10 protein-coding genes are annotated in these 16,357 nt (G+C 54.7%); 9 read left to right on the plus strand and 1 reads right to left on the minus strand.

The features are described from left to right. The 7 genes from VI895_00540 to VI895_00570 all read left to right on the plus strand — a co-directional run. On the plus strand, positions 1–809 hold an 809-nt coding region (locus VI895_00540), incomplete at its 5' end, for a hypothetical protein (protein ID HLG18285.1). Continuing rightward, positions 772–1,656, plus strand: a complete 885-nt coding sequence (locus tag VI895_00545) for a polysaccharide biosynthesis/export family protein (GenBank protein HLG18286.1) — start codon at positions 772–774, stop codon at positions 1,654–1,656. The genes VI895_00540 and VI895_00545, both read left to right, overlap by 38 nt. Then, positions 1,653–3,614: a polysaccharide biosynthesis tyrosine autokinase gene (locus VI895_00550; GenBank protein ID HLG18287.1), complete on the plus strand. Its 1,962-nt coding sequence runs from the start codon at positions 1,653–1,655 to the stop codon at positions 3,612–3,614. The genes VI895_00545 and VI895_00550 overlap by 4 nt, the downstream gene beginning before the upstream one ends. After that, the gene (locus tag VI895_00555) at positions 3,615–4,358 is read left to right on the plus strand and encodes a hypothetical protein (protein HLG18288.1); all 744 of its coding nucleotides are present in this window, start codon (positions 3,615–3,617) and stop codon (positions 4,356–4,358) included. Then, complete coding sequence (locus VI895_00560; GenBank protein HLG18289.1) at positions 4,359–5,519, plus strand: small ribosomal subunit Rsm22 family protein; 1,161 nt, start codon at positions 4,359–4,361, stop codon at positions 5,517–5,519. 172 nt (positions 5,520–5,691) lie between these two features. Beyond that, the gene (locus VI895_00565; GenBank protein HLG18290.1) at positions 5,692–5,862 is read left to right on the plus strand and encodes a hypothetical protein; all 171 of its coding nucleotides are present in this window, start codon (positions 5,692–5,694) and stop codon (positions 5,860–5,862) included. A gap of 252 nt (positions 5,863–6,114) precedes the next feature. Continuing rightward, a complete protein-coding gene (locus tag VI895_00570) occupies positions 6,115–12,183 on the plus strand; it encodes a serine protease (GenBank protein ID HLG18291.1) in 6,069 nt (2,022 codons plus the stop codon). 15 nt (positions 12,184–12,198) lie between these two features. Here the strand turns inward: VI895_00570 and VI895_00575 are convergent, their stop codons facing one another. Next, positions 12,199–13,680, minus strand: coding sequence for an aldehyde dehydrogenase family protein (locus VI895_00575; GenBank protein HLG18292.1), 1,482 nt, complete (start codon positions 13,678–13,680; stop codon positions 12,199–12,201). A gap of 272 nt (positions 13,681–13,952) precedes the next feature. On the opposite strand from VI895_00575, the gene VI895_00580 reads away from it, so the two are divergent. Together VI895_00580 and VI895_00585 are read left to right on the plus strand one after the other, a co-directional pair. Further along, the gene (locus tag VI895_00580; GenBank protein HLG18293.1) at positions 13,953–14,630 is read left to right on the plus strand and encodes a haloacid dehalogenase-like hydrolase; all 678 of its coding nucleotides are present in this window, start codon (positions 13,953–13,955) and stop codon (positions 14,628–14,630) included. A gap of 9 nt (positions 14,631–14,639) precedes the next feature. After that, positions 14,640–16,319 carry an SDR family oxidoreductase gene (locus VI895_00585; GenBank protein ID HLG18294.1) on the plus strand — a complete coding sequence of 560 codons (1,680 nt, stop codon included), beginning with the start codon at positions 14,640–14,642 and terminating at the stop codon, positions 16,317–16,319. Positions 16,320–16,357 lie beyond the last annotated feature (38 nt).

Here is a 16,357-nt window from a genome sequence, read left to right on the forward strand (position 1 = left end):
ATTTGGCCGCGGCGATTCCGGTAAGCTTCGGCACGCCGGACGACAACAGCCCGACGTTGGAACAGTCGAACATGCTCTCCTTTGAACCTTCTCAAACCTTGGAGTTCGGGGGAAGAACGGACGTCGAGACGACGCTCCGCGCGAATCGCTTCGATACGAACGTGACCTCCGGGGATCGAACCGATTTCGGAGGTTCGGTCCGCGTTGTTCGCGAGTTCCATCCGATGGTAACGTTCGGTGTTCGGGGTCATGCCAGCCGCCAAATGTTTGACGATTCGAGCGTCACCAATACGCTCACGTACGGGTTCCGGGGAGAACCTACATTCACATTCTCTCCTCGTTTGTCCGTGACGGCGGGTGGCGGCGTTGAATGGCTTCGTTTTGACGGAGGAATCAGCAGCTTCGATTCTCAGTATGACATTCGTTTGAAGTATGAACTCGACGAGGAGAGTTACGCCGAGATCAAGTTCGTTCAGGCTTTTCTAACCGATTCTCAGGCCCGACCGGTCAACGTCCGGCAACTCTCGGCGAAATTGGATCGAACGTTTTCTCCGAGGACCCGGACGGGTTTGGAAGTTGGTTACGGATGGTTTGATCAAGTCGCAGCCGATCCATTGACGGGAGTCACCCAGCAGGCCACCGATACGCTTCTGACCATACGGCCGAGCCTCTGGTATACTCTCAGCGACGATCTGGTGCTCCAAGCGGCTTATTCGCTTGGCTTAAACCGCGGCGAGAATGCTGGAAACGATTTTAGCTACAACCAATTCTTTGTCGGCGCCACGTACACGTTTTGGCGCGGCGGCTAGCGGCATCTCGTGGGCTGTTTTCGCCGCGATCGGCCTTCGCATTCCTGGGCCCGCCTTTGCCCAGCATGAAGTCATCGGCGCGGGAGACGTCCTCAAAATAGAAGTGTTCGGCGAAGCGGATCTAAGCGGGACTTTTTCCGTCCGAGAGGACGGAAAGGTAAAGATCAATTGGGTGGAGCCGATCGCCGTGGCGGGGAAAAATGTCGAATCGGCCCAGGAGGAGATTCGCCGGTACCTGGATGAGAAATACGTCATCAATCCCAAGGTGAGTGTTTCAATCGCCGAATACAAGAGCCGCACGGTCTCCATGATGGGGGAGGTTACGAAACCCGGACTCTATCGGTTGGAAACGAACAGCACGTTACTGTCCGTCTTGTTGGAGGCCGGAGGACCCACGGGAAGGGCCGCGGATGAAATCGTCGTGCTCCGTCCCAAGGATGCGAGCAGTCAGGACTATGACACCCGATCCGCCAGTCTCCAAAGGCTTCTGTCGAGAGCCTCTCCGGAGGATAATTTGAGCCTTTTGGCGGGAGACATCGTTTATATCAGCAGCGCGGGGGACACCAAAGGGCGTGAATCGGCGGAAACCGTCTACGTTCTGGGGGCGGTCAAGAACAGCGGATCGTTCGCATACCGAAAGGGGTACACGGCGTTGGACGCGGTCATCGACGCCGGGGGGGTCACGAAATACGCCTCGCCCAACGGCACGAAGATTTTCCGGGGCCGAGGAGAAAAGCGAGAAACCATCTCGATTCGATTGGGAGACGTGATGACCAAAGGGGACCGATCGAAAAATGTCGAACTCAAGGCGGGAGATTACGTAATCGTTCCCCAGCGATTTCTATGAACCCGGCCTCTCCAGGCAATCCGTATAAGTCGTACGGATATCCCCCTTACGGAACCCCTCGCGGCGGGGTCTCGCTGGAAATGTTTCTCGAGGTTCTCCGGAAACGATGGCCGCTTCTCATCCTCGGAACGGCGATCATCGGCGGAATCGTTACCTTCAAGACGATCCGCCAACCCTATTTTTATCAGGCCACGGCGCAAGTCGTCTTTTCCGCTCAGGACTGGCAGTCGTCGATTTCCCGCGGAAACGCTCTTCCGCAGTCCAACGTCATGATTCCTCCGTCCGTTTTGATGACGCAGGAATCGATCATTCGCAGCGACGCCGTCATGGAACGGGTAGTGCAGTCGCTTCAAATGGCGGACAAGGACAAAGACCCGGCAAAGTTTGACGCCTCCGTCCGGCGCATCAAGGGAATGGTGTCGATCTCCCGGGAAGGGGATTCCCATATCTTTTTGATTATGGCCACGGCGGGAAAGCCCGAAGAGGCAATGATGGTGGCCAATTCGGTGGCCGAGTCGTACATCAAATTCAATTACGACCGAACGCTCGCGACGTATCGGAAATCGATCAGCTGGCTCAGCGACGAACTGGTCGACCTTGAAAAGAAACTCGAGGACGCTCAGAAAGAGCTGATCTCCTTCATTGAAACCGAAAAGCTGACCAGTTTTGGCGATGAAGGATCGAATCAGGTTCCCGTTTTAACCCGGCAGGCGGAAGAAGAGGACTCCGCTCTTCTGCGGAGGCTTCATTCCGAACGGGTCGATCTCGACCTTCAACTCTCCCAGCTTCTCAAAAGATATCGTCCCGCCCACCCGAAGGTCCGGAAGACGGAGGACGATTTGGCGGCCGTGGTTCAAAAAATCAAAGAGGAAGAAGCGCTCGTGGAACGAAACCGGGGAAAGCGAGCGCAAGAGATTATCGGTTCGAAGCAGAAAGAAATCCGCTATTCGATTCTCACTCGGAAGGTCGACATCAACAAGCAGCTCTACAACACGCTGATCAAGAAGCTCAAGGAAACGGATATCGACAGCGCGGTCGTGAACAACAACATCGACGTATTGGAATACGCAAAAACTCCCGGAGGCCCGGCCGGCCCGAACAAGCAGGGAAGAATTCTTTTCGCTTTCGCGTTCGGGATGATCTTTTCCCTGGGTCTGGCGATGGTTCTCGAATTTCTGGATACCTCGCTTCGAAACACGGAAGAGGTTCAAAGTTATATCCGCCTCCCCGTGCTTGCGGCGATTCCGCGTCTTGATTCAGTCGGTCCGGACAGCGAGGGCCCGCTGCTTTTGGATGCGAACGCCGACTCCCCGCTGCGAGAAGCGTATCGGGTTCTTCGGACCAACGTCCGTTTCTCCGCCTCTTCCGGTCACGGAAAGGTGATTATGGTGACCAGCACCGACAAAGGGGAGGGGAAGTCCACGATCGCGTGCAATGTCGGAATCACGAACGCCGAGGCGGGAAAACGCACGCTGTTGATCGATACGGATTTCCGCGTTCATTCACTGTCGCACATCACGAACGTGAACAACGATCGAGGGCTCACGCAATTTCTCACCGAAGGAGGCAATCTTTCGGATTTCATCGTGGAAAGTAAATTACCCAATCTTTGGGTGGTGCCGAGCGGGCCGATTCCACCGAAGCCCGCGCTTCTACTGGAGTCGGAGAGGATGAAGTTGTTGATCCAAGAAGCCGCCGGTCAATATGATCAGGTGATTTTGGACGCAGCTCCCGTGAGTCTTGTGATCGATCCCGTCCTGGTGGCGCATCTTGTGGAAGGAGTTATTCTGGTCATTGAGGCCGGCCGGGTCAGCCGCACCCGGATCATCAAGGCGATTCAGCAATTGGAGACCGTGAAGGCCAACCTCTTCGGCGTTGTCTTGAACAAAGAAGATCTTCGGAAGAAAGCGTACTACGCCTACCGCGGATACTACGGATACGCGACGCAACAGGCTTGAATGTTGGCCTTCCGCAAGGTGTATTCGTCCGCCTCTGAATTTCAAGCCGATTTCGAAACCAATTTGAAAAACGGCGGCCTCCTCGTCGAATCCGAGGAAACGATCGAGACTCGTAAGCCGGCTAAGATTACACTAACGGTGGGGACACAAACCGTGGGCGAGTTGGAAGGGGAAACCGTCTACGCCGCTCCCATGGAGAAGGGATTTCGCGTCGGGCTCGAACTCAAAGGCGACTGGCTTAATCTTCTGGCCGCTATCAAGGAAAAGCTCGTCGCGCCGCCGAGCGACGAAAAGAATGAACGCGATGAGCGATGGGGAAAGGACAGCGAGAGTCTTTTTCACGCGATTGAGAAGATGACCACTCCGGAAAAGATTCAGCTCGCGATCAAGGGGGGGAGGGCGGAGCGCCGGATTCTCCTCAAAGACACGCATTACATGGTTCATTCGTACGTGCTGAAGAATCCCCGGCTCACCACGGACGAAGTCGCTCAGATTTCCAGAATGTCCAATATTACGGGGGAAATGATTCTGGCGATCACGAATAACGGCGACTGGATGCAAAACAGCACGATCCGCCTGGCGATCGTTAAAAATCCCAAAACGCCGGCCAATATCGTCCAAAAGCACATCGGGCAATTGCGGGACAGCGATCTCATGCAGATGGCAAAGAGCGAACATGTGAGAGACAACGTTTCGAAGGCCGCAAGAAGAGTTCTCGCCGGCCGCGGTAAAGTCGTTCGGTAAATGAACTGCCAGGATCCGAAAATTCTCGACCGCCTGGAACGGCTTCTCGTTTCCTACATATACAAGGAGTACTTGGGACAAACCTGGCGCGGCGAGAACATTCCCAAGCATCTGTTTCGTTCGTTCGCTGCGAGTGCTCGCCGGCTTTCCGATTCGTTTACTGAAAAGCGCAAAGATTTTCGAGGGCACTACCTTCGGACAAAGGAAAGCCGCTCCGGCTATCTTCTCTATTTTCATCTTGCCAGCATGGTGCGGACGATCGCCGTGCTGGAGGAAATTCGCCGACGAGGCGCCTGGCCTGCGGGACCGCTTCGGATCCTCGACGTTGGGGCCGGCTCCGCACCCTCTCTATGGGCGGCGGCGTTCGCGGCAAGTTGCTGGGGCAACGAGATCGAAAGCGTTACAGCCATCGATTATGAGCGGCGAATTCTCAGCGACGCGAATAAGCTCTGGAGAGCTTTGTCCGATGATACAAAGTGGAAACTGCCGCCGCTTCGGACCCAGGTCGTCGATGTACGGCGGAGGACAGATTCAAGCCGAGATACGTCATCCACTCATTTAGTCTTTTGCTCCAATGTCCTCAACGAGGTTGCCGGAGAGGCCACAGGCCTGGGTGTTTTGTTCAGGAATAGGCTGGATCCGGATGGTCTGATGGTGGTCGTGGAGCCGGCGTTACGGACGACCTCGCGAGCACTTCAGGCTTTTCGTGATCGATTTGTGGAAAGGACCGAATGCTCCATTCCTTTTCCATGTGGCCATGAAAAGCCTTGCCCGCTCAACTTGGAACCGAAGGATTGGTGTCACTTCGAAACGTCCTGGTCGCCGCCGCCGGTCCGAAGGCGGCTGGAGAAATCCTTGGGCCACCAGACGGGATCGCTCAAGTATTCCTATCTTGTCCTCCGGCAGCCGGCCGCGCACCCATTTCAGAACGGATACCGTGTGCTGAGCGACCCATTGTCCACGCCGCAGGGTAATCGTCTCCTTTTGTGCACGCCCGGGGGAAAAGTCGCGCTCGGTTTTGGAAAGCTCCTTCCGACGTTTCGGCGGGGCGATCTTTTGGCGACCGAGACGCCGTTGCCCGAGAGCCTGTTTCAACAGAGGAAAGTTCGATACGCATACGAATTCACCCTCCCCGCAGGTTCCCACGTAGACCGGATTTGATGGCGATGAGTTCCGCGACAAAACGTGCCCAATGAGCTGTTTTCAGCCGGCGCAGAAATCACATTTCGAAGAAAAGGCCGCTGAAACGAGCGGGAGGAACTTTTCAAACGCTGGCATAGAAAGTGCTCTCAAATAGATTCAGAGGGAGGAGAAAGTCATTACCGAGGGAAAGATGGAAGAGAGCGAAACGTTAGCCCGATATCTGGGGAATGAAGACGTCCCAACAAAAAAAATCGAGTCGGCAAAACAATTTGCCTACCGAAGATACGGAAAGCGCATGGGGAAACACCTCATCAACGCTCTCCAGCGCTTGGAACGAAAGAAACTCGAAGCAAAGAAGTAACTGCAACGGCCGCCTCGCATTGTATTCATCAAAGTGCCGTCTGACGCTACCATGTCTCACGTGAGGAACTATGGCCCAGGTAAGCCCCCTTTGAACCGTCACTTTAATCAATAATATCTAGAGTTTGACTAACTCCGGCATGGCACAAATGTTGTGTTGGATCACGTGGGGTCTGGGCTTTCGACTGAAGTGATATCGAGACACAAAATAAACGCAGTGCTTTTTAGCTCTGTTCTGGTTGCGATTTCGATCTTGTTAGCACCAAGGTTGTCCGCGGCTCAAGGGCAAAGGAACGATCCATCATCGAAGGCGTTTATCGAATGGATCCGATTCCTCGACATTACGGAGAGACTGGGAGCCAAAGAAACCGACATCACCGAGGAAGAAAAAGCGTTCGTCCGCGAGAGGCGCGAGTCATTTCAAAAAGCGTTTCAGGCAATTCAGGCCGCTGCGGAGAAAGGCGAGCCTTCCGGACTGTTGCCAAACGAAGAAGCTCTCTCCGAGGCCGTGTTGGTTCAAGGGATCATGAGCCAACGGAACGAGTTCCTCCGAACGATGCAGATGACGTCGGTTAGATCGGCTGTGGAAGAGGGACAGAAGCTGGCATGGCCGGAGTTTCGCGACTTGGCGGAAGCTTCCGTGGGTCTGGGACGTGAAGGAGTCGCTATGGCGAACGGAGTCAAGTTGGCCGTGGAGGGAAATGTCATGGTGGTTCTTACAGCTGCGCACGTGGCCGCAGCTTTCTTCCCACAAACGAGCGGCCGTGAAGGGAAGCTACTGGTCATCGGGGATCGCTACCAGGAAGAAAGTGAAGGAGGCCGTTTCCAAAGGGTCATACATCGAGACGTGCCAGCACGTGTTCGGTTCCTGGACGCGGTGTGTGATGTCGCTTTCCTCGAGATTGAGCTGCCAGAAAGGAGTTTATTGGCACAGCCCCCGCGGCTTTCGATTTCCCTCGATCCTCTTCGAGTCGGCCAACGAGTGGTCGCCCTCCCGTTCATTGAAACTCGGCTGAACGGAAATGTGGCAAGAATGGAGAACTCACCCCATTGGTTTCTCGTAGACCGTATCGAACGAAAGGACACGATTTCGGATATGTCGAAGTTTCTCGCAAGACCTGGTGTTAGTGGCACAGCAGTTTTCAGCTATAGCGTGGACAAAGGTTGGCGGTTAGCTGGCGTGACTCGGAGCGCATCCACACCTGACCCAGGCAAAAAAGATGCTTCCGTGAGGGACCCGTACTTCGATATCGGTCAGCTGGAGAAGGATTTTGTTGCAATGAGAGACCTTCAGGAAACCGGGATCATCTCGTTGCAGAAACTCCTGAGTTGGGCCGATGTTCAAAGTAGTGAGGAGGTCGATGAAGCGCTCCGGCACGGGCGCCTAGCCGAGAAGAAAGATTATGTTGAGCGATGGGGATCATTTTTGAGCCAGGAAATGCATCGCATAGACGAAACTCTCCAAACGCCGAAACCGGACCTGAACCAGGTCACAGGAGATCTAGTGATGGCGCTGGGTCTTTTAAACTGGTCGGGTGCTTTGCCGGGGGATTACAAAGAGGAGCTTTTCTCCCAACTCTTGAGTGGGACGTACCCCGATTCGGCAACCAAAAAATATCCCGCACTCTTTGCTCACTTAGCGATTCAGGGGCTCTCCCAGTTACCAGATCGGAAATTCATCGAGAAGATTGAGGCAAGGTCAGGTTTAAAATGGGTCTTACCGGTGGTCGAGCGTGAGCAAGATTTTCTCCGCGGCCGCAAACCGGGTTTCGGTTACAAGATCTATCGGACGAGTGACGGACGACTTCAGTTATCGATTGAAGAGCCTGAATTGCTCGAACAGGTGATGGCGCGAATGGAAAAAACTCCACTCCCGAACGATAGGATAAGTGATCCCGAATACGCCCGATCCGTTATCAGAAATTATTATGCTAACAGCAAAGAATACAAAGACGTGATGGCGCTTCTAAACGCTCTAATTCTACGAAATAAATTTTCACGGTCTCCAGCGCTACTTCAACCTCTCGTCGGATCTTTGTCGGCCATTTTGTTTGAAGATGTGCCATCGGAATTCAAGGCCGCGATCGCATCCGATCCCAAAGCGCACGAGACATTCGAATGGGTGAAAGAAAGCGCGGCCAATCTATTGCTTCAAATTGCGGTTTGGACGGAGTTCGACGGCATCGACGAAACGATTCGCAGGATCACGCGGATGGTCGAGCTAGGAGAATTAGGCGAAGCGCAAAAGGAAGCGTTGTCGCGCATTGCGAAAATTCGAGCCGAGCGCGGCGTCGTTGTTTCGGCAAATGCAGCCCGAGCTGAACGACCACCTTCATCAACGGATCCACCCAAAAGGAGCCGCCGACGCAGCAAGCCCGTGGCCCCTAAAACCAAACCCCCGTTCTTGACGGAATTTGTGATTTATACGGAGAAGGGAAGCGAGGTGATGTTGTTGGAACGGGAGGATCGTGCGGACTGGTACAGACGATGGAAAAACGACGGCCTTATTTCCGGTTTTTCAGTCGTGGAATTCGACGCTTCCACACGGAACCTCGAAGAATTGGGGAAGCTCTTGAAGTCGAAAATGTCAACGGAAGGCATATTGTTTGTCAACACGCATGGCGCTGAGGATTTGTTGGGCGATTTTTATAGCGACGCGTTCTTTTTGCAGCTTCGGCCACAGGCTCCTCGTGCAGGCCTGACCGTATACGACAGCAGCTGTATGAGTGCGGTGCGCTCCAGCTTCTGGCAAAGCGCTGTGGGTCCCGACGGATACGTGGTCACGTTGATACGTCGTGGCGAGTCGAACACCCCGCTCAATGATGTGGACATTTTGGCTGCGCTTGTCGAGAGACGCGTACAGCCCGGTCAGACCGTCATGACTCCGGGCGGTCAGGAATTTGTTTTTCTGTGGGGCGGCGCCGATCTGTCTCAAATCGAAGACAGAGAGAGAATCCTCCGATATCAATTTGTGGAGCACAAGCTCGCGGGCCAGCGCGCGTTGGAGGCAGATCCCCGCGAACTTCTGGGTAAAAAGGCGGTCGCACACATGGAGGGGGGTGGCACGGTGGTCGGAGCGATTACCAACGTGCGTCTGGACGACCAATTCCACGTTACGCATATCCAACTCTCTCGACCCCGGAAAAAGCCGGTCTTTGGAAAGGACGATTTCTTCAGCCGTTGGCTGCGCATCCGTTCTCTGGACAAGCTTCGAACTAACCTCCTACCGGCTGTGGGAGGGCGCCTTGCCCCATCGGGTCCGGTGATCTCAGAAGAATTCTCGGAGTTCGTCCAAGAAGAAATTTATAAAGCCTTTGAGGAGCACGCCCTCGAATATGAAAATCGCGTTCCCGGTTCGAGTCGCGGATTCAGTGACGACGAGAGAGCCAATATTGTGATCAAAGTGACGCCGGGGAAAGGATTTTTCCTCTCCCATGTTAAGGGATACGAGGGATCGTTCGGAGTAGAGTTTCCTCGAATCGATCTTCCTAATTCTGTGGAAACTAAAGATTTTGTCTCCATCTTGACGCGCGACTTGTTCGAGAAAGGCCACGTCTTTGAGGCCGGTTCGTGCTGCTATGAAATTTCGAGTTCGAAAGAACTTGAACCGGAAGACCGCACGCTGGTTATTGTGGTCGATCATTTCAAGAAGACTCTGTCGCTCGTAGAGGGCCGCTACGCCTGGCACCTTACGAATCATACGGACATTGACGTAGAGTCGCGCACGCTTCGTGGCCCGAACCTCCCTCCGCTGCCGCCTGAAGTATTGATTAAGTTTTACGATCGGACGGAAGGTCTTGATGTTCTCTATTTACGGGAAGTTCCGGTGTCGGAGCAATCTCAAAGGACGTTTGTCCTACGTGGACCCGCCGAGCGTGCGCTTCGAGAGTTCGTTCAATCTCATACCCCGGGCGGCGACAAGCCACGTAAACCTCGTTCCGGACTCCCCTCCGTCGCAATCGCGGAAGCCGTTATCGGCGACCTTGTGGCACCAAACGGGCCGGAGGTGGAGGCGTTTCGCAAAAAGGCGATCGAGGAGGGACGTCGCAGAGGAGTGCCGGTGCGCGTGGAAGTAGTTCGGCCGGGAACAAAAGGGTTGATGGGATATGAGCGGGCTGCAGTACCCGTGAGCCCACGGCGGGATGGGAAGTTAGAAGTGGTGGTGTTGTTGGTGGCTCGGGGCCCTAACGGGGAGGTCGAGCGAAGCGCGATGGCGGAAGAATGGCCGAAGTTTTTGAAAGCGGTCCGAAAGCCCACTCAATCTCGGAAAGACACGAGAGGTTGGGAGGAAACGGTCACGCAGATGGCGAAGGTCGTTCTTGACCCTAAGACCGATCTCAAAAAGTTAAAGGAAGTGGAGCGGAATAACGTTCAAGAAATCGCGGGGCTGAAGGAAGCGATCGCGAGTCTCAGGGAGAACGTTGCTCCGGATTCGGACGTGTTTCGAGCTTACGAGCAAGAATTGAAGACTCGAGAAGCGTTGGGAAAGACGATCGAGCAGGTGCGTCAGGCGAAAATGGGGGCGATCGTGGGGCTGAAGCCGAAACCGATGCAACGGGCGCAAATTCCCGTTGGAGAACGTATGGCCAACAATGTCGTAGGCGGGGTAGGGGTGATGGGGGGAAAGCTCCTCTACAACCTGGATAAAGCGATGACGGAGGGAGACGGGCATGCGTTGGAGAAGGTACTGGAAGCCATTAGTCCCCAAGCGCAAATGGAACTCTTGGAATTCTCGGTCAACGCGGAAGCGGCGGGATTTGTGCATGATGTTTTGGGAGAGCTCGCAACGACGGCGACCTATCGAGGATCTCAATGGGCAGTGGACGCAGGGGCCAACAGACTACTTACAGGTTTGATCAAAAACCTACCGGTGCCGGTGTTTAACCCGGTGGTGCGAGAGGCGTTAACGTTATGGGTGGGGACGATGCTTCCGCAGATGTATCGGGGCCTGCCGATCCAAGGGACTCGGGCGACGGCAGGGGTTGGGACTTTCTTGTTGGCCAGCAGCGGCTCGCATTTGATCCGGGCGGCATTGGCAGCAACCTTCCAAACGATGACGGGAGTGGAAGCAGCGACGTTTATGCAGAATCCATTGGCCCTGGCTGTCGGGTTTTATATCACGTTGAAATTGGAAGAGATCATTCGGGCGAAAGCGATGCCGTGGGTGGATTGGGTGGTGGCGGCGAAAGGTATACCGCATTTGTACGAAGGACTCTCCCAGGCGCGAGATCGCTTTTCGGAACAGTTTTTAGGCCTAAATCAACCGTGGGTTTATGACCTCACGCGGGGAGGCGCCATTTCCAACGTGCACGAAAAATACGCGGACTATCGAACACTGCTGACGGAGCCGATGTGGGAGGAACATCATAAGTTTGTGGCGCCAATCAAGCGGAACATTGAACGATTTTTCGCAGGTTTGGCCACGATTGAAAATTGGTCGCGTGGGATACGAGCCACACCGATGGTGGGATACTACATGGCGAAGGAAATCCAGGATCTGACCTGGGCGTATACGCACGCCAAAGAGCGCCTGGAAAAGGAAGTGGGCAAAGAATTGTCAGAGTACGAAGTATATGCGGAAGAAGATTCCGAGGGACATTATCGGTACCGGACCTGGGTGCGGCAATGGATCGACAAGGAGCATCAACGGATGATTCGGGCCGACGAGGAGTATTTGGCGCGAAGTTTTCACTCGCATACGGACAAGATCACGGAATTGGCTCAGCAGCAGATGGGAAGCTTGGAGTTGCAGCGCAAGGCGATGGAAGCCCGGCAGAGTGGAACATACGAGAAATTCCAGAAGGACCATTCAAGCCATTGGGTGCCCAGAAACATTACAGACAACGTGTACGCGGAAATGCTCTGGCTGCAGGAGATGCAGAAGAAGGAAGCCGAAGCCGCGCAAGGTAAAGAGATCAAGGATAAGGCCAAGGGGCCGAAAAACGTGCCGGAAGCCATCGGCAATTCGCTTCGTTACTTAGGCCGAGAGTTGGCGGGCCATATCAAAGTCTTGGATCAATACAATCGGCCGAAGGATTTATATCCTGAGATCGCAATCGAACAGGCGGGATACGGGATGATATGCCCATTGGGAGAGATGGGACGATGTTTGCTTTTGCCTCAGGCGCTAAAACAAACCCTCCCTCTCCGGATGCAACACCTTACGCCTCAAGTGGAGGAGCTGGTGAAACGAGCGACGGGAAAGTTGATTTACTATGATCCGGCATCCTTCCGTCGACGCGTTCAACAGGCGAACCAAAAGCATCGACAAGATCTCATCATAGAGGCTGAAGCTCTCCAACGACGGCCGATCGTCTATTGAGAGCGATTTTCTTGCTTAGTCGCCGAACTTAATCCCTTGCGCGAGCATCAGCTCGTTGCTCCAGTTGATCGTGTTGGTTTGGCGTCGCATGTAAACCTTCCACGAATCGGAGCCGCTTTCACGCCCGCCGCCGGTTTCTTTCTCGCCGCCGAACGCGCCTCCGATTTCCGCGCCGCTGGTGCCGATGTTCACATTGGCGATCCCGCAATCGCTGCCGACGGCGCTCAAAAAGCGCTCGGATTCAAGGACGTTTGTCGTGAAGATCGCGCTCGAAAGTCCTTGGGGAACGCCATTGTGATACTCAATCGCTTCGTCCATCGTCTTGTAGCGAATAAGATAAAGAATCGGTGCGAACGTTTCTTCCTGCACGATCTTGTACTCGTTCTTCGCCTCGGCCAGGCAGGGGGAGACGTAACAGTTCCCCGGGTGCTTTGGCCCGGAAAGTTTTTCGCCGCCCCACAAGACTTTTCCTCCCTCCTCTTTGAGCCGGGCAATCGCTTTCATCATGTCCTCGACGGCACCGGCTTCGATCAGCGGGCCCATCAAGGTTTCCGTATCCAACGGGTCGCCGATTTTGACCTGCTGGTATCCAGACACGAGACGGCGACCGAGCTCCGAGTAAACTTTCTCGTGGCAGATGATTCGTCGCGTGGACGTGCATCGCTGACCCGCCGTACCGACGGCGCCGAACAGAATTGCTCGGGAAGCGATATTCAAATCGGCCGAATCGGCAACGACGATAGCATTATTGCCTCCCAGCTCCAGAATCGTTCGTCCCAGTCGTTCGCCCACGATTCGGCCGACGCGGTATCCGACCGAACAGGAACCGGTGGCACTGATCAACGGAATTCGCCGATCCTGGAGAATCTTGTCGCCGATTTCGCTGCCTCGGCCGATGACGAGACTTGAAAGCGCCGGATCGTAGCCGTTGCGTTCGAACACGCGTGCGGCAATCTTTGTGCAGGCGATGGCTGTAAGGGGAGTTTGGCTGGACGGTTTCCAAAGAACGGCGTCACCGCAGACCCAGGCAAGTGCGGCGTTCCACGACCAGACGGCGGAAGGAAAATTAAAGGCGGTGATGACCCCCACGACCCCCAACGGATGCCACTGCTCGAACATCCGGTGTTGCGGGCGCTCCGACTGCATCGTGTTGCCGTACAGCTGGCGCGAGAGGCCGACGGCGAAGTCGCAAATATCGATCATCTCCTGGACTTCACCTTCTCCCTCGGTGCGGATTTTCCCGTTTTCGAGTGTGACGAGCGTTCCGAGCGCTTTCTTGTTCCTACGTAATTCATCGCCGATCTGGCGGACGACCTCGCCGCGCTTGGGCGCCGGCACGGACCGCCATTTCAGGTGAGCCTGGTGGGCTCGTGTGACGACCTGTTCGTAATCTTCCGCGTTGCATTGGCGAACATTGCCGATCTCCGTGCCGTTGATGGGTGTAAAGGACTTGAGAACGTCGCCATGGCCGAACCAATGACCGTGGAAACCGCCCATGTTTTCGCGTTGAAGTTCGAGAGCTTCGAAAAGGCCCTTTTGGTCCAACTGTTGGATGTTTCCTGAAAAGTCCTTTTCCAATGTCGTCATCTTTTTTCTCCTTGCGAGACGACTTACCCGGGAGGGAGAGGGTGGTAAAGAAATCTCGCAATAATTCAGGTCTTAAATGGTTAAGTTCGTGAAATAACGTGTTTTTATTAATTAGACTGACATGTCAGTCTAATTTGTTGGTCATTTATAGGGAAGCAGGATAGCGTCCCCGACCTTCCCGTATGTCAAGAACTCAAACGGCGGCGTTCTTCCACGTCGAAGGCATGTTGATCCGGGCGGGTGTTTTAAGTTGCTCAGCGTATCTCGCAGCCAATCGTCAGCGCTTTCGGGAACGGCTCGCACGTTTATTCCAGGTGGCGGCAACGGCGCCGTTCAGCGGAGTGCTTCGGCGACATAATCGGACGCTGGCGAATCGCCTTCTATATTGGGCATTTCGGGGCATGTCGGAGGATCGCGTCGCGATCTTAGGGCAAGAATATTTTGATGAAATACTGAAAGAACAGCTCTCTTCCGAAGCTCTGAACTTGGTTCAAAAGGCTCGGAAAGAAGGTCATCGGATCGTCTTGGTGTCGGAAGGGATCTCTTTCGTCGTCGAGGCGTTGGCGGACTATATAAAAGGGGTTAACCATGTTCTTTGTAACCGCCTGGAGTTTGGGAACTCGGTCGCCACGGGGAGGCTTCTTCCTCCGGTCGTCGGAGGTTTTGAAACGGCCCGTGCAATCTCGCAATTTGCCGATGAAATTGGAATCGACCTCTCCCGGTCCATGGCGTACGCCGGGCAGAGTTCCGATCTCTTTTTCCTCTCGGCCGTGGGAAAACCGTGTGCGGTTAACCCAGACTTCTCGTTACGGCAGGCGGCTCGAGAAGCGAATTGGCCTATTCTCGAACACCGCGCGTAGGTCGAAACCATGGAACCCCTTTCTCTCCAAAAAACGTACGCCGGTCGCCATGTGATGCTGGCCGGGGCTTCGGGGTTCCTCGGGAAAGTCTGGCTCGCCATGTTTCTCGATCGACTTCCGGAGATTGGGAAGATTTACGTTTTGATGAGGCGAAAAGGGACGCAGTCGGCCCTTGAACGCTTCGAAAAGATGATCAGCTCGGAATTTGTCTTCGCGCCTCTTCACGAACGGCACGGCGAAAAACTGAGCCAAGTTCTTTCAAAGCGGGTCGAGGTCGTCGAAGGGGATGTGTCCGCAGTCGATCTGAAACTTTCGGTCGAACGGGCGAGAAAGATCGCGGATCAACTGGATCTTTTCGTAAACTGCGCCGGCCTGGTCGAATTCGACCCTGATCTTCGCGATTCCATTGCGGTGAATGTGGACGGCGCCTTAAACGCCGCCGAGTTTGTTCGCAACTCGAAGAAAGCCGCGCTTTTGCATGTGAGCACCTGTTACGTGGCCGGCGTTCGGGAGGGACGGATTCCGGAGAGCATTGACCCTTACCTAGCGCCAAATGAGAAGCGATTCGACCCGGAACGGGAATATCGGGCAGTCCTCGAAGCGTTGGATCGAATTTCAAGGGATCAGTCAGGTCCCAAAGTCGAAAAAATCGTCCGTCAGGAGATGCAACAGCGGATGCGCAAACATGGACTCAAGCAAAATGAGTCCCGCCGGTTCAAAAGTTTGATGGAAGTCGGGATACGGCGGCTGGTTCGCGAGGCCATGATTGCGGAAGGAAAACGGAGAGCCGGTGAATGGGGATGGCCGAACATTTACACATATACGAAGGGTCTGGCCGAATCGCTGTTGGCCACGCGTTACGAAGACACGAGAATCTGTTTCTTTCGGCCCGCGATCGTCGAGAGTTCGGTGGCGTTTCCATTTCCCGGGTGGAACGAGGGATTCAATACCTCCGGCCCGCTGGCGTACTTACTGGGAAGCTGGTTCCGTTATTTACCGGCCAAGATCGGAAATCCGTTCGACGTCATACCGGTCGATTATGTAACGAACGCCATGTCGATTGCCGGCGCGGCTTTGATCCTCGACCGCCACGACGAGGTTGTCCACTGCGGAACGTCGGATCGGAACTGTTTCACGATCGACCGGGCCTGCGAACTGACGGCTTTAGGTCATCGCATACATCTACGGCAGCATGGGAAGAGTGTTCTGGAACGTGCGGTTCTTTCGAGGTGGGACGCGGTCCCGGTTGAAAATGGCCACCTCCTGTCCATTTCGAATCTACGCAAGGTGACGCAGGGACTTCGGAAGATTGTCGAGAAGGTCCCTCTCAATGGGTTTAAATGGAAGGATCAATTAGTTCGAGGCGATCGCCGGCTGGAACAGATTGAGAAAGTCTTGGAACTCTTTATGCCGTTTACGCACGATACGCGGCAGGTTTTCGAGACGAAGAATCTCTACCGGTTCAGCGTACAGGAGAAGGAATTTCGTTTCGCCCCCGAAGAGATCGACTGGCGGAAATATTGGATCGACATCCATATGCCGAGCCTACGGCGCTGGTGTTTTCCGGCGATTGAAGGGCGGGAAAAAGAAGCCTATCGGCCCGTTACGCCCGTACGAATGACTCGGCCGATCGGGCCGCCGAAACGCACCTCGAGGTCCGAGGATTCACCTCGACCGGTTGTGGTTTAGTGTCCCGAGTCCGACATAGCTTGGCAACAAAGGTCGCC

This window comes from Bdellovibrionota bacterium (assembly GCA_035292885.1).
In the GTDB taxonomy this organism is placed as follows: domain Bacteria; phylum Bdellovibrionota_G; class JALEGL01; order JALEGL01; family DATDPG01; genus DATDPG01.